Genomic DNA, 23,021 nt, shown 5'->3' with positions numbered 1-23,021 from the left:
AATTTGATAGATTACAGATAATTCAGATTATAGTGCTGCGTTGAATTATTTTAATGCGACGCTAGTGATGCTCATTGTAATAAAATTGTTGGTTTATTTGAATGGTAAAATCTTCAATGAATGTCCCGTCATTATTTACAAGAACATCCCTAATAATACCATCCTGCAGGCGTCCATTATTCCAAATGCCTTCTCGAGAGATGTAGAGGTGGTCTCCAATATCATCGAAATATTCAATGCCTTCCCCATTCTTTTGATAATTCTTCCATTTACCTTTATATAGAGGTATACCTTGATTATATAAAATTGCCCACCCTTCACGAATACCTTTATTATCCACAAAAGCATGACAAACTTGCTCACCAATATGATTATAGACAATTGCTTTGCCTTCTTTATCGTATTCTATGATTTTATTACCATCTTGTGAGAAATATTGCATTTTTTTCTTTCCCTCTTGTACATAATCATACTTTTTTAAAATAGAAAGTAGATTTTCATTCATCATTTCAAAGAAATCTATTGGCTCTGATACTTCATATTTATATTGAGTATAAGGAGGAATCATAATATATGATATTAATTTATCAACATGTAAGCGTATATCACCTATTTCATCTTCCTTTTCATGTTCGACTAAACGTTCTAGTTCTTTTAATATTTTATGAAGAAGGATAATATCTTTTTCATCTAGTCCTTCAATATCTGTAATCGCTTCAAAATGTTTTTCAGAAATTCGAATAAAATGATAATCTTGCTCTTCATATAGATCGAGTCTTGAGAGTGCGTGGATTTCTTTCAGTGATGCAACTAATGTGGAGAACAAAGCATGCCTAGCTTGATTTTTTGCTTGTATTTCTTTCTCCTTCTCACTGCGTTTTTGCATCCAATAAATGGAAAATGCAACTAATGTTGTTGCTTCGATTGAAAGAATAGTTAAGTATGTTGACTGATCCATTGTAAAATGTTGAATAACTTTTCGGATTGTCTCATTTGGAAATGTACTAAATGCCCAATCAATCAGGTTACTAAAAAGATTTAATAATAACGGTAATAATAAAGCAGCCAGTATAGCAAATAATATTGTGGTATTTCGTTTCAAACAGTCTCACCTCATTTATTATTTTAATGATATCATGAATGGTAAAATATAGGTATGTAACAAAGTGGACCTATTAGAATACTCGTTTCCTGTTATTCATGCTATTCTGAAAATTAGCTAATGTTCGAGTGTTGTGTTGTATTATTTATTAGGAAATTCGTTGTAGACTCATTTAAATTTCCTTGAAAATACAGAAATAAAATTCCTTACTTTTATATATTGTTTGGAAAAAATAAAAAAGTCCATTAGCTGTATCTGCATTGAAGTCGAAAACGCTCAATTTTATCCAAAATAATTAAATATGGTTTACATAGACAATTTGTTAAATAAGTAAGTGAGATTTTTAAGTGACCTTTTGACATTGCTCCTTGATAAGTGTGGAATCAGATGATTTTGAAGGCAAATTTTTAGTTTTGGGAATTATTTTTTAGAAAGATCGTTTTACTCTTGCCAGTTTGTTTTAAATTTTTTATAATAAGAACAAGCGTTCCTTTTTATTCCTCGGTTGAAGTGGTGATTCCAAATGATAGAATCGGCTAATTTGGATATTCATTCGTTTGGGAACGGACTTTATTGATATTCTCACAACTAAAACTCGTGGTATAATATGGATATATATGGCTGTTTGAAAAGAGATATAGGTGGTTTTTGTCTAAAAAAGAGTGAGAAAGTCGAAGTCATCCCAAATGCAACAGAGGAGATGATGAGATGAGTAAACGTGCTTTACGGCGAATGCCATTAGAGAAGTTAATGGATTTAAAAGTGGATTATGCGTTTAAACAATTGTTTGGAAGCGAGAAAAATAAAGAAATTACGGTCGTATTTTTGAATGCGATTTTACAAAAGACAGGTCGCGACACGATTCGAGAGGTCGTTTTTATCGACCAAGAAGTCGGCGGGCAATTTGTAGAGGATAAGCAATCGCGTTTAGATATCGTCGTCCGCACTCAAACGGGTGATTTCATTAATGTTGAGATGCAGTTATCGAATCAAAATGACATGGTGAAGCGTACGCTTTATTATTGGTCGCGATTGTTTTCCGAACAGTTACGTCGAGGCGAAGTGTATCAAGATTTGCGCCCGACCATTACGATTAACATTTGTGATTTTACATTGTTTTCGCAAACGGATTATTATCACAGTACGTATCACTTATATGAAGATACGGTACTGAAACGACTTCATCCTGAAGATGACGTACTTGAAATTCATTTCATCGAGATGAAGAAGTTCATTCAAGCGTGGCATGAGGAAACCATTGATCCGTGGGATGATCTTTTAGTGCGATGGCTCTTATTGTTAGGAATGGTCGATGCAAGGAAGCAACGTGTGTACGATGAAATTTATAAAGAATTGGAGGCGTTAGCAATGAAAGACGAACGTTTAATGGAAGCATTCGAGGCATGGGACGAATTGAGCGCCACTCCTGAAATGAGAATGGCTTACACTTCACGACTCAAAAATATTTTAGATATAGAGTCGAAGCTGCGCTATGCGATGACGAAAGGTAAAGAAGAAGGAAGAATAGAAGCAAATAAAAATATCATTTTCAATGGTTATCGCAATGGGTTAGATGTCGCTACGTTAAGTATGTTGACAGGGTATCGTGAGCAAGAGGTTGAAAGAATTATAGAGTCGTTTGAAAAAGAAACAGAGTAAGCAGTGATCGCTTGTCAATTGTTCATAACAAAATCTTCGAGTTTATTGGATAGGAGGGGCGGTTAGCGATGAAAGATGAACGTTTGATGGAAGCATTCGAGGCATCGGATGAATGGAGCACAACTCCTGAAATGAGAATAGATAACATTTTACGACTAAAACCTATTTTAGACGCCGAATCTAAGCGACGATACGCGATGGAGAAAGGAAAAGAAGAGGGTAGAAGAGAAGGTAGAGCAATAGGTATAAAAAAAGGGAGAGAAAAAGTTATAAAAGAGGTCATCCGCAAAGGGTATGAAAATGGTATAGATCTCTCTACGTTGAGTATGTTGACGGGCTATAGTGAACAAGATGTTCAAGCGGTTATTCAATCTTTTCAAAAGGAATACAATAAAAATGATTAAATTATTTCGCTTTTGAGGTAAAATTCAGGTGTAATGGAATTAGAATGAGGGGGTGACGGGGTGAAGGTTGTTTTAAGTCATAGAGAGCCGAGCGTGCAGAGGGTGAGTCATCCGTATGTGACGGAGAAGACGGTGACGTTTCAGCCGAAGCAAGGGGATCGTATTCAAATCGGAGCTCAAGCGCGTCAATTGTTTGATTCTTCAAAAAGTCAATCGAATGTGATGGAGCAGTTGATGAAGAAGCGGGAGCAAATTCAAGAAATGCGGAGCAACTTGATTGAACGGACGTTGGAAAAAGGGATGGATTTGTCGGTCATCAAAGAACAGTTGAAAGAAATCGACAAGCAAATTCAAGACGTCGAAATGAACATGTTGAAGCAGCAGATGAAAGAGCGAGAGCAAGCATTGGAAGAATTGAAGAAAGAAAAGGAAAAATCGCAAGAGAAAAAGTCGGAGGAAACGACAGACAGGCTTATTGAACATGGCGTTTCACTCGATCAAATGCAATTGTTGAATCAGTCCAAAAGCATACTCGACGGCGAACGCAATACGATTAAAATTGAACTCGAGTTAGATGCCCACCGCTTCTGGGATGTCGACCCGACGGCAGAATCGAAAGGGAAAAAGCTCGCGAACCTCGACAAGCGCATTTCTGACATAACCGATCAGCTTGGCGAGCGTTTAGGTGAAATGTTACCACGTGATGAAGAAGAGAGATGACATTAGCATTTCTCTTTATCAAAGGATTTAAAATAAAAAACGTATGAAATCAAATGACTAGTTTGATTTCATACGTTTTTTTTATTATCGAATGGTGATAATTTTTACAAATAAATATAAGTTGATTGAAACTAGAATGGCATAAATAAACATTGATTTAAAAGCTTTTATGTTATTTTTATTTTTCTTATAATGATAAAAATAATTAATATAAATAATAATTATTGACAATATTATCTTATATTGATAATATTCATAATATATTCAAGGAGGTGAAGTTGTGGAAACGTTAATTTTGACAGCGTATTCAAAGGCTCCACAAGGGACGTCAATGTACGAAGAATTTAAACATTTAGGTGTTGTTTTAGAAATTGATAAAGAAAATCATATAATTATGAACGTAGAGTTTACCTTTATTACACAATTAGCAAATGATTACTTTAAACGTCTTTTAATTGGAAAAAACATTTTAATAGATTATGAGAATATACTTAATTTAATTAAGGAAAATTATGTTGCGACATCTCGACAAGCTGTTATTGTAGCCTTACGTTTGGCGATTCAAAGATATGTAGAATTATGTAAAAATCGCACCACATTCCTTCCTAGAAAAACATTTTAAGTCATCGGACGGAGAGGAAGATTGTGAGTGATTCAGCCTTTTAAGCTAGGATATGTTGTGCTGAAAGTTCAAGATTTGCCGAAAGTATCAGAATATTACGAATTTGTTATGGGTTGTACATTGCAAGAAGTTAGTGAGGACGGATCTCGTTATTACAGTGTTGGAAATGAGCATTACAGTATTATTTTAAAAGAAGCAAGGGAGAGCGAATTATCGACATTCAGTTTTCAAATTGAAGAAGACATTAGTTTAAGTGAAGCACAACGTATATTAAAACAACATGGAATTGAAAGTGACCTTGTCACAGATCATGAACATTATTTAGCAGAAGCACTTCGTTTTCAAGATGTTGATGGATATACAGTAGAACTTTTTCACCGGATGGATTCGAATAAAAGTGGCTATAAAAGAGAAGGCATAGCGCCTATTAAATTGGGACATATCGCATTAGGTTCTTTACATCCTGAGCGTGCTACAAAGTTTTACCAAGAAGTTTTAAACTTTTCATTTACTGATCGAATCGGAGATAAAGCTACATTCCTAACGTGTAACACAGATCATCACGTATTAAATATTTCGAATTTCGGAGAAAGAATGTTGCATCATATCGCTTTTGAACTTATTGATAGTAGTCATCATGTTCGGAGTGCAGATTGTTTAGCACAAAAAGATATAGCTACATTTTGGGGACCGGCTAGACATACAGCAGGGCACAATTTAGCAAGTTACCACCACGATCCGGAAAAGAATGTTATCGAACTTTATACAGATATGGATTACTACATTAAGCAATTAAATATGTTTGAAGCGAGACCGTGGCATTTGGATAACCCTCAAATCCCAAAAATATGGGATCATAATTGTGTATGGCAAACAGAATTTGAGAAAACAATTTTAGCAGGAGTGCTTGAAAAAAAGCAATGGAAGGAAGAGGAGAAAGCATGAAATTTTTATCATATAAATATAAAGGACAAACAAGTTTTGGTTGGACGGAAGACGAGGAAAACGTATACGATTTAAAAAAAATTCACAATGAAGCATATTCATCATTGAAAGATTATATCGCTTCAAAGGAGTGGGGAGAAACATTAGATAAAACGGAAGCGATTCCAATGGAAGATATTCAGTTATTACCAGTTATTCCGAACCCAGATAAAATTATTTGTGCAGGTGTGAATTATGACGAACATCGCCTAGAAACAAAACGAGAAACATTAGCTCATCCAATCATTTTCCTTCGTGTAGCTGAATCACAAGTGGCACATGAAGCGGATGTTATTTTGCCGAAAAACTCAATGAAATTAGACTATGAAGGTGAAATGGCAATTGTTATCGGGAAAGAAGGGCGTCATATTTCTAAAGAAGATAGTTGGGAGTATATTGCGGGTTATTCCGTATATAATGATGTTTCTGTTCGAGACTGGCAACTTCATACTAGTCAATGGGGACCAGGAAAAAACTTTGATGGAACGGGCGCATTCGGTCCTTATTTAATCCCACGTAGTGCGATTCAAGACGGTGAAAACTTGAAATTACAAACGCGATTGAATGGGGAAGTTGTTCAATCTTCTGAGACAGATTTATTACTGTTTACAATTCCAGAGTTGATCGAATATATTTCAGGATTTACGACATTACGGCCTGGAGATGTTATAGCGACAGGAACGCCAGGAGGAGTAGGTTTAAAACGTAATCCCCCATTATTTATGAAAGCAGGAGATGTTGTGGAAGTGGAAGTAGAGAAAATCGGTCTGCTTCGTAATCCAATAGTGGCAGAAAGTGAGTGAATGTCATGGTAGAAAGCAAAAAAGTGGTGATTGTGACGGGGGCTGCAGGAGGTCTAGGACGATGTGTGGCGCATCGGTTTTTAGAACAAGGTCATTGTGTGATGTTAGTCGACCGTAGTGAGAAAGATTTACAAGAACTTGTCTCCTTATGGCGTAGGCATTATGAAGATTACATGTGCATAACTGTTGCGGATGTTACAGATGAAGAACAAGTACAGCAGTACGTTAAGCGAACGTTAGAGACATTTGGTCATATCGACATATTAATTAATAATGCAGGAATTGAAGCGACGAATGCCAAGTTAGTGAATCAAACTCTTGAAAACTATGAACGTGTCATGTCGGTGAACGCGACGAGTACATTTTTGGGAATGAAATATGTATTACCGACCATGATGAAGCAGAATACAGGAAGTATTGTAAATTTAGCATCTACAGTAGGCTATCGTGGATCAGCAGGGATTTCCCCATATTCAGCAGCCAAACATGCTGTTATCGGTTTAACAAAATCAGCAGCATTAGAATATGCTGAGCACGGTATCCGTATTAATGCCGTATGTCCAGGTTTTATTCAAACAGCATTAACAGAAAGATTAGCAAAAGACGGTGTAGATAATGAACAAGATGCAGAAAAAAGATTGCATGCTTTCACGGATCCTATTCCGTTGAAAAGATTTGCGACACCTGATGAAGTAACCAATTTAATTTTCTTTTTAAGTTCAGATATGGCGAGTTATATTACAGGAGCAACTTATGAGATTGACGGTGGCCGAACAGCCCGTTAAACAATAGAGAGACATAAGGGGGATTTCATATGAGAAAATGGTTCATATTTTTAGGAGCACTTGCTCTTTTAGCATTAGTAGGGTGTAGTCCAGATTCAAAAGGTAATGAAAAAGAAAACAAAGAAGATACATTTAAATTAACGTATAATGTTGCTTTCCCGCCAGGAGACGACAATGACGCTGTATCCATTAGCACGGAGCACTTTGCAAAAGAAGTGAAAGAGCGAACGAATGGACGGGTAGAAATTGATGTTTATTTTAGTAGTCAGTTGACTCCTGTCGATCAAATTGTAGAAGGTTTAAAATCAGGAACAATTGATATGGCTTATACATTGCCAGAATACTATGGTGAAAGTTTGCCTACAGGTTTTTATGGTAGCTTACCATTTTTAGGACAAGATATTGATCAATTTATTAGTTTACTAAGGGACGATGGTATAGCTGATATTATGCATGATGAGTTTTTGCAACAAGGAGCTAAAATCTTATTTTATGCCACACCTGGAGAATATGGATTTTTAAGCAATAAACCGATTCGTTCAGTAGCAGATATGAAAGGGCTTTCGATACGTGCTGGAAATTCTTTATGGACACCTTGGTATCAGTCAATGCAAGTCGCACCAGCTAATATTCCAACGACTGATATTTATCAGGCTCTACAATTAGGAACGATTGATGGTTTACCTTATTCTTTGAATACAATTGAATATTATAACTACCATGAGGTTGTAAAGTCGATTACAACAGGACTTCGCGTCAGTGCTTTATCTTCCTCAATGATTAGTGAAAAGACATGGAACAAACTTCCTGAAGAATTACAAAAAATTATATTAGAAGTAGCAGCGGAGACTGAATTAAAAAACATTGAATTTTATAAATCGACAGAGGGTCAGCCACAGAAGTTTGCAGCTGAACATAATGTAGAAGTAAATGAACTGACAGGTGAAGCGTATGAAGAGTTCGTGGAGTCGGGTCAAATTGTTTGGGATGGATTCGCTGATTTAAATGATAATACAGCGAAAATTGCTGACATTTTAAAAGAAAGACTGACACAATAAAGAGCGGATCCGCTCTTTATTTTCTCATAAGGAGGGCTCATCATGTTAAGGAACATATTTTTAGTTATTATAAGGCTGAATTTGATGATGCGTTGGGTAGTCGGAGCTTTATTAGTCATGATGGGAATTTTAGTATCTTATGCTGTCGTCATGCGCTATTTCTTTAATAATCCACCTGTCTGGGCATTTGATTTAACAAGTTGGTTTACAGGATTATCTGTATTTTTAGGAGGTGGCTATGCATTATTGACGAACAGCCACGTACGAGTCGACTTATTCTATGAAAAGTTTAATGAGCGTAATCGACACTGGATTGATATTTTTGGAAACCTATGTGTTTTATTAGTTGTTACGATTTTAGTTTGGAAAGGATCTGAACAAGTTATCCACAATTATAAAATGAATATTATTGCTATGTCTGGATTAAATGTTCATATATGGTTGAAATGGCTGATGGTTCCATTAGGTAGTTTATTATTAGGATTACAAGCAATTGTAAATACAGGAAATCACATCTCGTATTTACTAACAGGTCAACCAATAATCGATATTGAAAGTGAGGTCGTCGACTAATGGATGCAGGGTTAATTGGGTTACTTTTATTTGGAGCATTGTTAGTCGTTATGGCACTTGGTGTACCTATTGCTTTTGGTATGTCAGCAGTATCTATTGTTTTTGGTCTTATTTTTTGGGGTGGTAGTGCAAGTTTAGATGCTTTTAATTTAGGTTCGTACTCAAAAGTTTTAGAATTTACGCTATCTGCGATTCCACTCTATATTTTGATGGCCGCTATTTTACAATATAGTGATATTGCTGAAGATTTATATGATGTCGTATATAAATGGTTAGGGGGAGTTCGCGGAGGATTAGCTGCTGGAACAACTGCCATTTCATCTATTTTTGCAGCGATGGTTGGAATTGCTACTGTAGCAACGGCTACGTTAGGTATGACAGCACGTCCCGCGATGTTGCAAAAAGGCTATGATGATAAGCTTATTATGGGGACGATTATTGCAGGTGGAGCGTTAGGTATTCTAATTCCACCAAGTGTCTTAATGATTATTTATGCTTCAGAAGCTCGAGTGTCAGCAGGAGCAATGTTTATGGGTGGAGTCATACCAGGAGCTTTGGCTGCAATTGTTTTTATCGGTTACGTTTTAATTATTTCATACAAATATCCTGAGAAAGGTCCTGCTATACCTAAAGATCAACGGTTTACTTGGAAAGAAAAATTTCAATCGTTGCGCTCGGTTATTTTACCGGTATCTGTAATTTTAGTTGTTCTCGGTGCCATTTATGGAGGTCTTGCAACACCTTCAGAAGCAGCGGCAATCGGTGTTGTTGGCACAATGATTAGTGCAGGCATTAAAAAGAAATTAACATTTATTAATATGAAAAAAATTGTAACAATGGCAGTCCAATTAAATGCGATGGTCTTGTGGATTGTCGTAGGAGCTGTTGCTTATTCACGTATCGTGACGGTAACAGGAGTTGGACAATGGTTTGCTGATTTTATATTGAGTTTTGATACATCGCCAATTATGATTTTATTAATGATGCAAGTAGTATTTTTCATCTTAGGAATGTTTATTGATCCAACAGCAATTATTTTAATTACAGGTCCTCTATTTTTACCAGTCGTTACAGAGTTAGGATATGATCCTGTTTGGTATGGTGTATTATTTGTTATTAATATGTGTATGGCATACATGACGCCACCGTTTGGATTCAATTTATTCGTCATGCGTGGTGTAGCGAAAGATGTATCAATTAAGACGGTATATGCTTCTGTTTGGCCATTTGTAGGGATGTATGCTTTTATTTTAGCACTCGTCATTGTTTTCCCTTCTCTCGTTCTATGGTTGCCAAGCATTATGAAATAATGGAAAATAGAGAGAAAAGTAGAAAGAGGTGAGGCGTCGTGTCTAGCTTGGATAAAATGTTATCTATTTTAGACTTGTTTTCTGAAGAACGATATTATTGGACGCCAGAAGAAATTGGTGAAAAGTTACAAGTCTCATTGCCGACAGCTTATCGTTATTTGCGGCAATTAACAAGCTCTAGAATGTTAGTGAATGAAAATGGACATTATGCATTAGGTCCTCGAGTAATGGAGTTAGACTCTTTAATGCGAAGAGGAGATGTCGTTGTAAAATATTCGAAAGGTCCGATGCATGAAATTTTAAAATTAACGGGTTGCGATGTTATTTTAAGCAAAATTTATGAAGATCGTGTTCTTGTCAATTATATTGCGACAAATAGTGAAGAGAAATCAATTGTTACGTATACGAGAGGACGAGCGCATCCTTTATTTGAAGGAGCGAGTGCCAAAGTGTTACTAGCGAATTTGAGTCGTTATAGGAAAGAAAAAATTTATGAAATGCATAGTGAACGTATTTCGGAAATTCAAATGGGAGATTCTTTATCCGAGTTTCTTGAATACTTAAGCAAAATAAAACGGCAAAATTATTATGTATCTCATGAAGAGATTGATCATAATGTGTCAGGGATTGCTGTGCCGCTAGTAATGGATACTGAAGTGCTCGGTGCACTTTCAATTGCATTACCAACCCAACGCTTCGATTTTTATAATGAAGAGAAAATGTTGGAAATACTTTGGCAAACAGCGGAACAAATTAAGGGGAAAATCGTAACATATACTGCTTAATATTAAAAGGATAAAGCAAAGATTCCCTATAATTGATTAGTAGAAAAATACTTTTTATTCTTTTGAATAGACAGTATTTTTTTACGTCCTTATATGAGAATTATGTTATAAGGGGACTATCTTTACAATTCATTCATTTACATTTCTCATCTATTGCCGATAGTAAATAAGAAGGAGTGAATTATAGATGATGAAAGTAGCGTTAGATTATCCACAAATGCGCGCACCTCAAGTGAGTCGTTCGGTCGTGCCTCAGACAACGATTTCGGTTGCGTCACAGCAAAAGAAAGATTCTTTATCAATCGGTCAACAAGCACGTCAATTGTTCGAATCTTCGAATAAGGCATCGAATCAAATGGAGTCTTTCATGAAGCGAAGAGAGCAGTTACAAGAAATGCGTAGTAACCTCATTGAGCGCACGTTAGAAGGTGGTCAAAACTTATCGGCGATACGCGAGCAGTTAGAAGAATTTGATAAACAAATTCAAGATGTTGAGATGAATATGTTGAAGCAACAGATGAAAGAGCAAGAACAGGCGTTGGAAGAGATGCAGCAAAAAGCAGAAGAACAACAGCCAAAAACATCGACAGAACAAATGATTGCGAACGGTACGTCGCTGACGAATTTGAACACGATGAGCCGAGTGAAACGTAGTTTAGATGGCGAACGTAACGTGTTACAGTCGGAAATTAAACTCGACGAAGGACGTGGCGTATCGGTCGAAGCGAAAACAGAAAAGCTCGCATCGATTGAACAGCGAATCTCAAAACTAAACGAATCGATTCAAACTGAACTCGAACAACAGCTTGAAGCACCAGAACAAGCAGAAGAAGTAAAAGAATCTGAAGAGCAACAACTTGAACAAGAAGAAACAGTACAAGAATAATTTAAAAATGCCTCAGTAAACTGGGGTATTTTGTATTTTATAGCTCATACATAAAGTAAAAGAAGCATACTATTCATCATTTTAATGTATTTAATGATTGAGTTAGTTACAATATCCATATCAAAACGTCTAGGGTGATCAATAAAAAAGTTATTGAGTATTAAATGTATTGAGTTTTTGTAAGAGGTGAACTACCCACCACTTAACTTCGTTTGAAGTGGGGGCTTCTCGCTTCCACGAACATAGCTTGCAAGCAAGTCTTATGTGTTCTCCACGAGCGTGAATTCGGGGCATTCCAACCCTACTGATACGCAATGTTTTTAGTACCTTGGATATTTTACGCATACGAGGGGCTTGGTTTTCGCTCTTATTTCCGTATGCAACTCCATATATCCAGTTGTCAAAGAACATTATGTCTATATTTTACCAAATTCTTTGGCTAAAGCCAACCGAAATTCATCTCCCACCTACTCATTGGTGCTATTCACACCTTCACACTCCTTGAGGTTGGGAGACTTCTTTCGGAAAGTCGTTAAAAATTGGGGTATACTTGCAGAAAAGAATATGATATATTATATGAGAGGAAATGAATACCTATTCAGATAGAAGCATTTGTCGCCATAAAAGAAGTTGCTTTTTTATTTCAGTCATTTTGTAAGCGCTTTTTTATAGGCGGATTGGGAAGTCGGAATTCTTTACTTGTTCTGGCTATAAATGTTAGAATAATCTGAAAAGAGAATTTGATAAGGGAGAGATACACATGACAGTACAAGAGTTGACACACTTTATTGGTGGGGAAAAAGTTTCTGGTAAGAGCGGACGATTTGGGGACGTCTACAATCCAGCAACTGGGGAAGTAATTGCGAAAGTACCATTCGCATCACGTGACGAGGTTAAAGAAGCGATCGATGCAGCAGAAGCGGCATTTCCAGCTTGGCGCGATTTAAGCGTTGCTCGCCGTGCGAATGTTTTAATGAATTTCCGTAATTTAATGATGGAAAATAAAACGAAACTCGCTGAAGTCATTTGTCAAGAGTCTGGAAAGACGATGGACGATGCGGAAGGCGAAATTATGCGTGGTTTAGAGTCTGTTGACTTAGCGATCGGTGCTCCACAATTAGTAAAAGGGGAGTACTCGGTTAACGTCGGTGGAAACATTAACGCGTATTCAGCACGTTATCCACTCGGAGTTGTTACAGCGATTGCGCCGTTCAACTTCCCGATCATGGTACCACTTGCGCAAACGAGCATGGCGGTAGCAGTCGGTAACGCGGTCATTTTGAAAGCGTCTGAAAAAGTTCCGATGACAGCATTGTTCATTTCTGAACTTTGGAAAGAAGCTGGTTTACCAGACGGTATTTGGACAGTAGTAAACGGTGATAAAACAGCGGTTGACGAGCTTTTAGAAAACCCGAAAGTTCATGCGATTTCATTCGTAGGTTCAACACCTGTAGCGAAAATTATTTACGAAGTCGGTTCAAAACACGGTAAGCGTGTATCGGCATTCGGTGGCGGTAAAAACAATATGGTCGTTATGCCAGATGCGGATCTCGAGCAAGTAGCGAACTCGTTCGTCAGCGCGGGATACGGTGCAGCGTCACAACGTTGTATGGCGATTTCAACACTCGTCGCAGTTGGAGAAGGTACAGCAGACCGTCTTTTACCATTAATTAAAGAGAAAGTCGAAGCGTTAAAAGTAGGACCAGCTTCGGAAAACTCAGACTACGGTGCGGTTATTTCGCAACAAGCGAAAGATACAATTTTAGCAGCGATCGATAAAGGGGAAGCAGAAGGTGCTGAACTTGTGGTCGATGGCCGTAAAGCGCCGATTACGACGGAAGGAAAAGGATTCTTCATTGGACCAACATTGTTTGATAACGTGAAACCAGGCATGTACATCCATGAAAATGAAATTTTCGGACCAGTTCGTAACATCGTCCGCACGAAAGATTTAAATGAAGCGATTCAAATTATTAACGATCATGAACTCGGTAACGGGGTAACGATCTTCACGAATAACGGATACGCAGCGCGTCAGTTCACGACAGAAATCGAAGTCGGAATGGTCGGCGTTAACGTTCCGATTCCAATTCCAGTCGGATACTACAACTTCGCTGGATTCAAAGCGTCACGCTTCGGAGATGGCCACATGTTCGGTCCAGACCAAGCACGCTTCTTCACGAAAACGAAAACAATTTCAGAGCGCTGGTTAAAAGAATCAGACGACAAAGAAATGAGCTTCGCTTTCCCAAGTAACTAAATGATACGAGCCTTAGCATCGACATCGGTGCTAAGGCTTTTTTGTGTATAATAAAAAGAAAAAGGGGAGATGGACATGAAACGGATTAAAGTGATCGCGACAGGTGGTACGATTTCAGCGCATCATGACGATCGGCTCGACGTGCGCAATTACGTATCGGGTCATTACAGTGGAGAGGAAATCGTAGCGTCACTTCCAGAATTACGTCGTTTTGCGGAAGTCGATGTGGAGCAACTGTCGAACTTCAGCAGCACGGTTATCGATGATTGCCATTGGGTATTGTTGAAAGAGCGAGTGACCGCGATTTTAGAAGAAGAAGGGTATGACGGTGTCGTCATGACACACGGAACGAATACGTTAGAAGAGACGGCGTATTTTTTACATTTGACGGTGCCGAGTGAGAAGCCAATCGTCGTTACAGGAGCACAACGTCCGTTTTCAGGATTGAGTACAGATGCCTCGATGAACGTATTAAATGCGATACAAGTCGCCGCTTCATCGGAAGTAAGTAGTTGCGGTGTACTCGTCGTTTTGAATAATGAAGTGTGGAGTGCGCGTGATGTGTCGAAGACGAGTACGTATCGCTTACAAACGTTTCAGTCGATGGATACAGGACCACTCGGAACGATCGACCCGGATTATCGCGTCCGTCTTTTGCATCACCCAGTTCGGAAGCATACTGCGCAAAGTATGTGGGCCAATGAGTCGTTTGATGCGCTTCCACGAGTCGATATCGTTTATTCCTATGCAGGGGCAGACGGTGTCATGATTGACGCGCTCGTCGCAACGGGAGCGGAAGGAATCGTCATTGCGGGGACAGGAGCGGGGCGTTGTAGTCCGCTAGAAGAAGAGGCGATTGAGCGAGCTGTTGAGGCAGGGGTCGTTGTGGCGATGAGTAGTCGCGTCGGTTCGGGCGTTGTCATTCCAATCGATGCGTATGCGCACATTCCATTTGTGACGACGGATACGCTCTCTCCTCAAAAGGCACGTATTTTATTAAAATTAGCGTTGCGCCAAACGAAAGACGTCGCAACGATTCAAACGTATTTTGAACAATATTAGGAGGAACGTATATGGTTGAAATTTGTGTAATGGGTAGTTTAAATATGGACGTCGTAACGCATATTCCGTATTTTCCACAAGAAGGGGAAACGTTAGAAGGTTCATCGATTGAAGAGTACGCGGGTGGAAAAGGAGCGAATCAAGCAGTTGCGGCAGCGAGGCTCGGACGTAGCGTTGCGATGATCGGTGCTGTCGGGGCAGATGCGTACGGCGAGCGTTTAGTAGAAGGTCTTGCGCAAAGTGGCATCGACCATACGGAAGTCGAGCGTTTACGAAATGTTCGTACAGGACAGACGGCGATTTTATTAACGGAGCGAGGGGACAATACGATTTTATACGTCCCTGGAGCGAATGTAGAAAAATCAATTTCATCCGTTGAACGAGCAGTGCGTCATTTTGATGGAGCTCAAATATTGCTTGTCCAGTTGGAAACGCCGGAACAGAACGTCTTGCGTGCGATGGAAGTCGCGAAAGAGCTCGGCATGTATGTCATTTTAGACCCCGCTCCCGTCGCTCGCCTCACAGAATCATTATTGCATGCCGCTGATTGCATCGTCCCGAATGAAGTCGAAACAGAACAAGTCGTCGGATTTTCTGTCTATGATGAAGTGACAGCCCATCGCGCGATGCAAGTATTGAAGCAGTACGATATTGAACGAGCAATTTTTAAAAGAGGTTCTGAGTCGCTCTTTGTTTGCGAAGGAGAGCGTGTAACAGAAGTCCAACCGATTCGCGTAGCAGCGGTCGATACGATCGGAGCGGGTGATTGTTTTGCGGGAGCATTTGCGACAGCACTCGTTGAGGAACTATCATTCGTCGAAGCGGCTCGATTTGCGAATACAGTCGCAGCATTAAAAGTGACGAAGCGCGGTGTGCAAGAAGGAATGCCGACGCGCGAAGAAGTGGAGCAGTTTCAAGAAAGAAGGGAAATCCTATGAAAATTGCGATCATCGTCATTGTACTCATCATCGTCGGAACGCTCGTCTGGCAAATGATGCAGAAGCGCACGATGATGAAAAAAGGACAAGTGGCACAAGCGGAAATGCTTGGCGAAATTCAAGTCGGGGGAGGCGGACCGATGTGTCAAGGAGACGTCGCACAAGAAATTCGTATCCTCGTCAAACTCGTCGAAGCGCCTCATACCGAGCTATACGTCCGTTCATTCATGCGCCCGACAGAATTTAAAACATTGCAAAAAGGGATGATTTTACCGATCGTTCACGACGGAAAAGAAGGCATTTTAGACCCAGCGTATGAAAAGCAATTGCGAACAGAAGCGTAAAATATGAAGATGTATATAGCAGTATATAAAGTTGTGTGCAAAGAGTGCATGGAATGAAAATTCGTTCCTGCACTCTTTTTTTATTGTGAAAAATGATCTGGAGAAACGAGTGTTTTTCAAAATGTAAGAAATTAATTTCCATCTTTTCCATGTGGGTATTTATTCTCGAAACAGACCTTTAGAACTATAGAAGCGCTATCGTTTAACGGCTATATTGAATAGTATAAGTTATATCAAAAATATTTCACAAACGTCTTATATATATATAGAAATAACAATTATATATGGAATAAATTTGGAATTATGTGTGAGATAGAGATGAGCTTATACAATTGTTTTGTAAAGGTGAGGAAATGATGAATAAAATTCAAAATAAGTTAATTGCTATTTTCGTATCGATCATCGTGCTGAGCATGGTCAGTGTTGAATTCTTTACTGCACGAACGATTACGAATACGTTGAACGAAGAGGTGGCAGAGGCAGGGGCTTCGGACAATGCTCAATTGAAATATATGTTAAATGAATTGTTCGAAAATTACGAACGAATTTTAGAACGTTTAGTTGTCGACCCTAAAGTAGTGACAGCCTTAAGAGAAGAAACAGGTGTTACGCCTGAAATAGAGCAACAATTCCAACAATTGTTGAAGACGGAAGAAGAAATCGGTGAAATCTTTTTCTCAACGACGTCCGGACAATTTTCTCGTGTACCTACAACAGACGTTCAAGTGAATGCTTTAGACCGACCGTGGTACGTTCAAGCGATGGAGCATCCTGATGAAGTATACATTACAGATGCTTATCGTCATGCGGATACAAACGAATGGGCACTCGCTGTCGCAAAAGTTGTGAAAGATGGAAATACTATTGTAGGGGTTCTCGCATTTGAAGTCGCTTTAACGAATATTACAGAAACTCTAGAAGCGATTCATTTTTCATATGGAGGAGTGCCGTTTGTAGTCGATCGAACGGGTGTTATTCTTGTTCACCCACGCTTACGTGATGAATCTGTGTATGATTACGATGCATTAGCACCGATTATGACGCAAGAAGTGGGTCTCGAGAAATACAATTTATCTGGTTTAGATCGTCAATTATTTTATGACGAGGTGCGTGGTTTTAAAGTAGGGGTTGCCTATAGTGAAAAGGAGTTGTATGCGAGTTTATCAGACATTCGTAAAACATTAATTTTCATTAGTGTTGTCATTATTTTAATTGCGATTGTCATTACGATTCTTGCGGCACGTCGAATGACGAAACCGTTAGAGCGTTTGGAAGAAGGGGTATCACATATCGCGGACGGTGATTTAACGGTCCAGATTGAACGAACAACGAATGATGAAATCGGTGAATTGACGACGAGCTTTAATAAAACGATCGATGAAATGCGCTCGATTTTGAGTCAAGTGAAGCAATCGGCAATGCAAGTGTCGAGCTCTTCTCAACAGTTGAGCGCAACGTCGGAAGAAGTAACGGCAGCGACGGAGGAGACGACATCTGCGATGGATGAAATGGCTCATGGTGCATCGTTACAAGCAGAACGTCTCGATGAAATGAATGAGATTATGATCAGTTTGGAAGATAATTTTGCGCAAGTCGAACGTACGGTCAATGCGATGAAACAGTTGAGTGAAGATTCATCGGCCTCTTCTACTCAAGGCGTCGCAACATTGCGCTCACTCGTCGAACATGCGAAAGAGTCTCATACAGAAGTGACGAACGTAGCGGATACAGTGCATTCTCTCGTTGAAAATATTTTAAAAATCGAATATGTCATTAATACGATTGAAGAAATTTCAGAACAGACGAATTTACTCGCATTGAATGCTTCAATTGAGGCAGCTCGTGCAGGAGAGGCTGGACAAGGGTTCGCGGTCGTGGCGAATGAAGTGCGAGCACTTGCGGAGCAGTCGAAAGTGAGTGCGGGTGAGATTGAACAGACGATTCATCAAGTTATTGCGCAGTCGAAAACAGTCGACCATGGCATCGCTCGCGTTCGTGAGTTTTCTGAAAGTCAAACGTCTGTCGTCACAGAGACAGAAACAGCATTCCATACGATTCAAAAGGCGACGAGCGAATTAAATTCTTTAATCGAAGCTTTAAATGATGATTTCGTCGCGATGGACGAAGCGAAACAAGGGGTCGTAACACGTGTGGAAGATATTTCAGCAATCGCACAACAATCTGCGGCATCAGCAGAAGAAATTAATGCATCAACGGAAGAGCAATTAAGCTCAACGATTATCGTTAGCGAATCTGCTGAACAGTTGAGTAATTTGAGCATTGATTTAGAAAATACAGTACAACGTTTTAAAGTAGATTAATTAAAAGAGTGGCTCTTCGACGGAGTCACTCTTTTTTTCGTTGCGAAATTGTATATAATAGAATGAAATGGAAGAAAAGGGGGAGAGTGTATGGCACAAATGCGTGTGAAAGCGAGCGTGTATCGTGGGGGTACGAGTCGAGGGGTGTTTTTCCATTCGGATGATTTGCCGAAAGAGAAGGAAGAACAACATCGTATTTTTTTAAACGTCATGGATTCTGTAAACAATAACCAAATTAACGGGTTAGGGAGCGGGACGTCGCATACGAGTAAAGTGGTCGTCATGAGTCCGCCTACTGTTGAAAGCGTTCACATGGATTACACGTTTTATCAAATCGGCATCGAACACGATCATGTCGATGCGCACGGAACGTGTGGCAATTTGATGGGGGCGGTCGGTGCGTATGTCGTCGATGAAGGGTATGTCGATATTCCGGAAGGTGCGACATCGGTAGAGGTGCGTGTTTTTAATACGAATATTAATCGAGTGATCGCGATGACAGTGCCTGTCGAGGACGGCGAATATGCGGTCGTCGGGGATTATGATATGGCGGGTGTGAAGCAAAAAGGCGGACGCATCGAAGTGAAAATGATGCATCCAGGAGGTTCGAAGCTCGGTTCGACGATGCCACTCGGTCCCGTCCATTCACTGCCAGTCGGGAATGAAACGTATGAAGTGTCCGTCGTCGACATCGTCAACCCGTTCGTCTACGTGCGAGCGAAAGATCTCGGACTGACGACTGAGCGATTGTTAAGTGACCTTCGAGAAGATCGTCCGTTAATCGAAAAGTTAGAACAAATTCGACTCGCCGCTTCCATCGCGTCAGGTTTAACGAAGACGATGGAAGAAGCGCTCGATTCGCAAACGATTCCGAAAATCGCACTCGTTCATGAGCCTATTACTTATACGAACTCAAAAGGAGACGTGACGGATGCTTCTGAAATTGTCATTTATTCAAAGATGGTATCGATGCAAAAGATTCACCGAACGTATGCGGGAAGTGGCTTGTACAACTTATCAGCCGCCGCCTCTTTAAAAGGCACAATCGTCGAACAGCTCGCACGTCCAATAAAAGGGGAGCTCATTCCAATCGGGCATCCTGAAGGGAAAGCGGAAGTGAGACTTCAAATGAATGAGTCGCGTGACGACGTCGTGTACGTCGGACTAGACCGCACCGCACGTCGCATTATGAAAGGTGAAGTGTACGTACCGAATTATTCGTAAGGGGGAGAAAGAAATGAAACAAGAATTCGTTCAAACATTACAACTAGGGGATCAAACGTATACATATGCGTCATTACAAAAGTTAGCGGAACAATATCCGAAAGTGAAAAAGTTGCCGTACGCGATTCGGGCACTGCTTGAAAGTGCGCTTCGTCAATGGGACGGCGTGTATATTACAGATGAACATATTCAACATTATACGAATTGGCAAACGTCGCAGCACGAACAAGTCGAAGTGCCGTTCAAACCGTCACGCATCGTCCTGCAAGATTTTACAGGTGTCCCTGCGATCGTCGATTTAGCGTCACTCCGTCAGTCTGTTTCAGAAATGAATGGAGCATATGAAACGATTCATCCACGCATTGCGGTTGACCTTATCGTCGATCATTCTGTCATCATTGAAGAAAGTGGATTTGAAGGGGCGTTCGCTCGCAATTTAAACATTGAATACGAGCGCAATATGGAGCGGTACCGTTTCATTAAGTGGGCGCAAGAAGCGTTTCAAAAGTTTCGTGTCGTACCGCCCGCAAACGGTATCGTTCATCAAGTGAACCTCGAATATTTAGGCAGTTCAGTCGTCGCACAAGATGGAGAACTTTATTTAGATACGGTCGTCGGGACAGATTCTCATACGCCGATGATTAACGGACTCGGCACGATCGGTTGGGGTGTCGGCGGAATTGAAGCGGAGGCAGCAATGCTCGGGCATCCTATGTATTTCGTCTTGCCTGAAGTGATCGGGGTTCACGTGACAGGGAAGTTATCAGAAGGTGTGCTCGCAACCGATTTGGCACTCACGTTAACAGAGCGTTTGCGTGAGGAAAATGTCGTCGGCAAAATTGTCGAGTTTTACGGAGAAGGGCTTGATCATTTACCGCTTGCGGACCGCGCGACGATTTCGAATATGGCGCCAGAGTACGGAGCGACGATGTCATTTTTCCCGACGGATGATGAAACGATTCGTTATTTACGTGAGACGAATCGTGAGGAAGAAGCGACTCTTTCCGAAGCGTATCATCGCGCGAACTTACTGTATCGCACGGGAGATGTGCCGAACTATACGAAGACGATCGAGCTCGATTTAGCGGACATTGAAACGTCGCTCGCCGGTCCGAAACGTCCACAAGACCGCGTCGCGTTACAACATTTACATACGCGCTTTAATACGTTGTTGGAAGCGGATGTCGCGCAAGGTGGGTACGGTGTGACAACAGTTGAAAGTAAAAGCGATTTACAACATGGAGACGTCGTGCTCGCTTCGATTACGAGCTGTACGAATACGTCGAATCCGAGCGTCATGTTGGCAGCAGGACTCGTCGCTCAAAAAGCAGTTCAACTCGGTTTGAACGTTCCGGATTATGTAAAGACGAGTTTAGTACCAGGTTCGACTGTCGTCACGCGTTATTTACAAGAAGCGGGTGTTTTACAGTCGTTGGAACAACTCGGCTTTTATGTCGACGGTTACGGATGCGGCGCTTGTTGTGGAAATAGTGGAGCGCTCGATAGCGAAGTAGCGCGAGCGATTACGGAGAACGATCTCGTTACATCGAGCGTTATTAGCGGAAATCGTAACTTTGAAGGACGGGTTCACCCACTCGTCAAAGCGAACTTTTTAGCATCTCCTCCGCTCGTCGTCGCCTACGCTTTACTCGGCAATACGAGAGAAGATATTACGAAAGCGGTCTTCGGAAAACGAGCGGACGGCACACCGATCACATTAGCGGATCTTTGGCCGACTGCAGAAGAAATCGCCCGCTATGTTGAGACATACGTGCACGAACATTTATTTGAAACGCAGTACGAACATATTTTTGACAATGAACGTTGGGATGAGATTGAAGCGCCGGAAGGGATGTTGTTTGAATGGGAAGAAACGTCTTCTTACATTCAGCCCGCTCCTTTCTTCAAAAAAGTAAAACGTCTCGATACGTTAACTTTAGAAGGGATGCGTCCGATCCTTGTCCTCGGTGATTCGATTACGACCGATCACATTTCACCTGTCGGAACGATTTCTAAAGGAACACCTGCCGCGCGCTATTTAGAATCACAAGGTGTCGAGCCAAAAGATTTCAACTCATACGGCTCACGTCGAGGCAACTATCACGTCATGGTGCGTGGCACATTTGCGAATATTCGTTTACGCAATCAACTCGTCGAGCGTGAAGGCGGTTGGACACGCCACATTCCGACTGGGGAAGTGTTGCCAATTTTCGAAGCAGCCGAGCGTTACCGAAATGAACAAACACCGCTGCTCGTCATCGCGGGAAAAGAGTACGGCACAGGAAGCAGTCGTGACTGGGCGGCAAAAGGGACGAATTTATTAGGCATTCGTATCGTCCTAGCCGAAAGCTTCGAACGCATTCACCGCAGCAATTTAGTCGGAATGGGTGTCCTTCCGTTACAATTTCTCGATGGCGAAAGTGCCGAAACGCATCAATTAACAGGAGAAGAAATTTACCGATTGAATATCGATTTCAATAAAGTAAAACTAGGCGACCGAGTTTTACTACAAGTCGATGATCGAGAGATTGAAGTGATCATGCGACTCGATAGTGAAGTCGAAATGAACTACTACCGAAACGGCGGTGTTTTACCGACTGTCTTGGATGAATATACGAATATTTAAAGCAAGTATTTTTAAAAGAGGCATTGGAAGTTGAAGACGTTCGAGCGATTGAACGCAATGAACAAAAATTGATCGACCTGTTACTCGAAGGGATTTAAACATGATAGAAAAACGAAACATTTGAAATCTCAAGCATTATCAAGATGAATGAGATAAAATGTTTCGTTTTTTTATTTCATCACAATACTAATTATTTGAGTGAAAAAAGCATCAATGTAAAAAACAAAAATAAAAACAGTAAGAAACACACGCATTTTGCGAAAAAAGAAGCCTAAAGACTCAGTATCGACGTTGACATAGGAAGTAGGCATTTTTTCTGTAATTATGCATATATAATAAATAAATAAAAGTTCACTAGCGTCGCATTAAAATAATTTTCCACACCAGATAAATTTGAATTTTCTGTAATTATGTTTTCCCATGAAAAAATCCTTTATAATGGGTTGGTGGTAGTAACCTATCCAAATCCAAAATAAAGGACCTAAGCATGGATAAGTTTACACGAAAAACATCATTTGAACAATGGTTTTCACCGATGAATCATTCATTATTTGA

The 23,021-nt window shown here is 40.3% G+C and carries 20 protein-coding genes; 19 read left to right on the top strand and 1 reads right to left on the bottom strand.

Annotated elements, in window-relative coordinates:
- Positions 1-61 precede the first annotated feature (61 nt).
- On the bottom strand, positions 62-1,102 hold the full coding sequence (locus ACFQ0V_RS04135; RefSeq protein WP_381010048.1) for a hypothetical protein: 1,041 nt from the start codon (positions 1,100-1,102) through the stop codon (positions 62-64).
- A 708-nt stretch (positions 1,103-1,810) separates the two neighbouring features.
- Here ACFQ0V_RS04135 and ACFQ0V_RS04130 point away from each other — a divergent pair.
- The 19 genes from ACFQ0V_RS04130 (at position 1,811) to acnA (ending at position 22,466) form a co-directional block, all read left to right on the top strand.
- Positions 1,811-2,761, top strand: a complete 951-nt coding sequence (locus ACFQ0V_RS04130; protein WP_381010045.1) for an Rpn family recombination-promoting nuclease/putative transposase — start codon at positions 1,811-1,813, stop codon at positions 2,759-2,761.
- A 68-nt stretch (positions 2,762-2,829) separates the two neighbouring features.
- Complete coding sequence (locus ACFQ0V_RS04125; protein ID WP_381010042.1) at positions 2,830-3,165, top strand: hypothetical protein; 336 nt, start codon at positions 2,830-2,832, stop codon at positions 3,163-3,165.
- A 60-nt stretch (positions 3,166-3,225) separates the two neighbouring features.
- Positions 3,226-3,885, top strand: a complete 660-nt coding sequence (locus ACFQ0V_RS04120) for a hypothetical protein (RefSeq protein WP_381010040.1) — start codon at positions 3,226-3,228, stop codon at positions 3,883-3,885.
- 280 nt (positions 3,886-4,165) lie between these two features.
- Complete coding sequence (locus ACFQ0V_RS04115; RefSeq protein ID WP_381010039.1) at positions 4,166-4,507, top strand: DUF3870 domain-containing protein; 342 nt, start codon at positions 4,166-4,168, stop codon at positions 4,505-4,507.
- Between the two features lie 27 nt (positions 4,508-4,534).
- Complete coding sequence (locus ACFQ0V_RS04110; RefSeq protein WP_381010037.1) at positions 4,535-5,452, top strand: VOC family protein; 918 nt, start codon at positions 4,535-4,537, stop codon at positions 5,450-5,452.
- Entirely contained in the window at positions 5,449-6,294 is an 846-nt protein-coding gene (locus tag ACFQ0V_RS04105; protein ID WP_381010035.1) for a fumarylacetoacetate hydrolase family protein, read from the top strand. Before ACFQ0V_RS04110 ends, ACFQ0V_RS04105 begins: the two co-directional genes overlap by 4 nt.
- Positions 6,295-6,299: 5 nt before the next feature.
- The gene (locus ACFQ0V_RS04100) at positions 6,300-7,079 is read left to right on the top strand and encodes an SDR family NAD(P)-dependent oxidoreductase (protein WP_381010033.1); all 780 of its coding nucleotides are present in this window, start codon (positions 6,300-6,302) and stop codon (positions 7,077-7,079) included.
- 29 nt (positions 7,080-7,108) lie between these two features.
- Positions 7,109-8,137 carry a TRAP transporter substrate-binding protein gene (locus ACFQ0V_RS04095; protein WP_381010031.1) on the top strand — a complete coding sequence of 343 codons (1,029 nt, stop codon included), beginning with the start codon at positions 7,109-7,111 and terminating at the stop codon, positions 8,135-8,137.
- Between the two features lie 84 nt (positions 8,138-8,221).
- Entirely contained in the window at positions 8,222-8,710 is a 489-nt protein-coding gene (locus ACFQ0V_RS04090; protein WP_381010029.1) for a TRAP transporter small permease subunit, read from the top strand.
- The gene (locus ACFQ0V_RS04085) at positions 8,710-10,020 is read left to right on the top strand and encodes a TRAP transporter large permease (RefSeq protein ID WP_381010027.1); all 1,311 of its coding nucleotides are present in this window, start codon (positions 8,710-8,712) and stop codon (positions 10,018-10,020) included. Before ACFQ0V_RS04090 ends, ACFQ0V_RS04085 begins: the two co-directional genes overlap by 1 nt.
- A gap of 56 nt (positions 10,021-10,076) precedes the next feature.
- Entirely contained in the window at positions 10,077-10,805 is a 729-nt protein-coding gene (locus ACFQ0V_RS04080) for an IclR family transcriptional regulator (protein ID WP_381010051.1), read from the top strand.
- Between the two features lie 187 nt (positions 10,806-10,992).
- Positions 10,993-11,691, top strand: coding sequence for a hypothetical protein (locus tag ACFQ0V_RS04075; RefSeq protein WP_381010025.1), 699 nt, complete (start codon positions 10,993-10,995; stop codon positions 11,689-11,691).
- Positions 11,692-12,451: 760 nt separating this feature from the next.
- Positions 12,452-13,951 carry a CoA-acylating methylmalonate-semialdehyde dehydrogenase gene (locus ACFQ0V_RS04070; protein ID WP_381010023.1) on the top strand — a complete coding sequence of 500 codons (1,500 nt, stop codon included), beginning with the start codon at positions 12,452-12,454 and terminating at the stop codon, positions 13,949-13,951.
- A 75-nt stretch (positions 13,952-14,026) separates the two neighbouring features.
- Positions 14,027-15,013 (top strand): asparaginase, encoded by a 987-nt coding sequence (locus ACFQ0V_RS04065; RefSeq protein ID WP_381010021.1) that lies wholly within the window; start codon positions 14,027-14,029, stop codon positions 15,011-15,013.
- A gap of 11 nt (positions 15,014-15,024) precedes the next feature.
- Positions 15,025-15,951, top strand: a complete 927-nt coding sequence (gene rbsK, locus ACFQ0V_RS04060; RefSeq protein WP_381010018.1) for a ribokinase — start codon at positions 15,025-15,027, stop codon at positions 15,949-15,951.
- Complete coding sequence (locus ACFQ0V_RS04055) at positions 15,948-16,295, top strand: hypothetical protein (RefSeq protein ID WP_381010015.1); 348 nt, start codon at positions 15,948-15,950, stop codon at positions 16,293-16,295. The genes rbsK and ACFQ0V_RS04055 overlap by 4 nt, the downstream gene beginning before the upstream one ends.
- 356 nt (positions 16,296-16,651) lie before the next feature.
- Positions 16,652-18,616: a methyl-accepting chemotaxis protein gene (locus tag ACFQ0V_RS04050; RefSeq protein WP_381010013.1), complete on the top strand. Its 1,965-nt coding sequence runs from the start codon at positions 16,652-16,654 to the stop codon at positions 18,614-18,616.
- Positions 18,617-18,706: 90 nt separating this feature from the next.
- On the top strand, positions 18,707-19,840 hold the full coding sequence (locus tag ACFQ0V_RS04045; protein ID WP_381010010.1) for a PrpF domain-containing protein: 1,134 nt from the start codon (positions 18,707-18,709) through the stop codon (positions 19,838-19,840).
- A 13-nt stretch (positions 19,841-19,853) separates the two neighbouring features.
- Positions 19,854-22,466: an aconitate hydratase AcnA gene (acnA, locus tag ACFQ0V_RS04040; RefSeq protein ID WP_381010007.1), complete on the top strand. Its 2,613-nt coding sequence runs from the start codon at positions 19,854-19,856 to the stop codon at positions 22,464-22,466.
- The last annotated feature ends 555 nt before the right edge of the window (positions 22,467-23,021 follow it).

Source organism: Savagea faecisuis (assembly GCF_042675605.1).
In the GTDB taxonomy this organism is placed as follows: domain Bacteria; phylum Bacillota; class Bacilli; order Bacillales_A; family Planococcaceae; genus Savagea; species Savagea faecisuis.
The sequence above is the reverse complement of the archived record's forward strand: the minus strand, read 5'-3'. Positions and strand labels throughout refer to the sequence as shown.

Bases quoted from the DNA above. Each gene is read 5' to 3' on its own strand.
- ACFQ0V_RS04130 (WP_381010045.1), top strand. From the start codon at position 1,811: ATGAGTAAACGTGCTTTACGGCGAATGCCATTAGAGAAGTTAATGGAT.
- ACFQ0V_RS04125 (WP_381010042.1), top strand. From the start codon at position 2,830: ATGAAAGATGAACGTTTGATGGAAGCATTCGAGGCATCGGATGAATGG.
- ACFQ0V_RS04105 (WP_381010035.1), top strand. From the start codon at position 5,449: ATGAAATTTTTATCATATAAATATAAAGGACAAACAAGTTTTGGTTGG.
- ACFQ0V_RS04100 (WP_381010033.1), top strand. From the start codon at position 6,300: ATGGTAGAAAGCAAAAAAGTGGTGATTGTGACGGGGGCTGCAGGAGGT.
- ACFQ0V_RS04095 (WP_381010031.1), top strand. From the start codon at position 7,109: ATGAGAAAATGGTTCATATTTTTAGGAGCACTTGCTCTTTTAGCATTA.
- ACFQ0V_RS04090 (WP_381010029.1), top strand. From the start codon at position 8,222: ATGATGCGTTGGGTAGTCGGAGCTTTATTAGTCATGATGGGAATTTTA.
- ACFQ0V_RS04085 (WP_381010027.1), top strand. From the start codon at position 8,710: ATGGATGCAGGGTTAATTGGGTTACTTTTATTTGGAGCATTGTTAGTC.
- ACFQ0V_RS04080 (WP_381010051.1), top strand. From the start codon at position 10,077: ATGTTATCTATTTTAGACTTGTTTTCTGAAGAACGATATTATTGGACG.
- ACFQ0V_RS04075 (WP_381010025.1), top strand. From the start codon at position 10,993: ATGATGAAAGTAGCGTTAGATTATCCACAAATGCGCGCACCTCAAGTG.
- ACFQ0V_RS04070 (WP_381010023.1), top strand. From the start codon at position 12,452: ATGACAGTACAAGAGTTGACACACTTTATTGGTGGGGAAAAAGTTTCT.
- ACFQ0V_RS04065 (WP_381010021.1), top strand. From the start codon at position 14,027: ATGAAACGGATTAAAGTGATCGCGACAGGTGGTACGATTTCAGCGCAT.
- rbsK (WP_381010018.1), top strand. From the start codon at position 15,025: ATGGTTGAAATTTGTGTAATGGGTAGTTTAAATATGGACGTCGTAACG.
- ACFQ0V_RS04055 (WP_381010015.1), top strand. From the start codon at position 15,948: ATGAAAATTGCGATCATCGTCATTGTACTCATCATCGTCGGAACGCTC.
- ACFQ0V_RS04050 (WP_381010013.1), top strand. From the start codon at position 16,652: ATGAATAAAATTCAAAATAAGTTAATTGCTATTTTCGTATCGATCATC.
- ACFQ0V_RS04045 (WP_381010010.1), top strand. From the start codon at position 18,707: ATGGCACAAATGCGTGTGAAAGCGAGCGTGTATCGTGGGGGTACGAGT.
- acnA (WP_381010007.1), top strand. From the start codon at position 19,854: ATGAAACAAGAATTCGTTCAAACATTACAACTAGGGGATCAAACGTAT.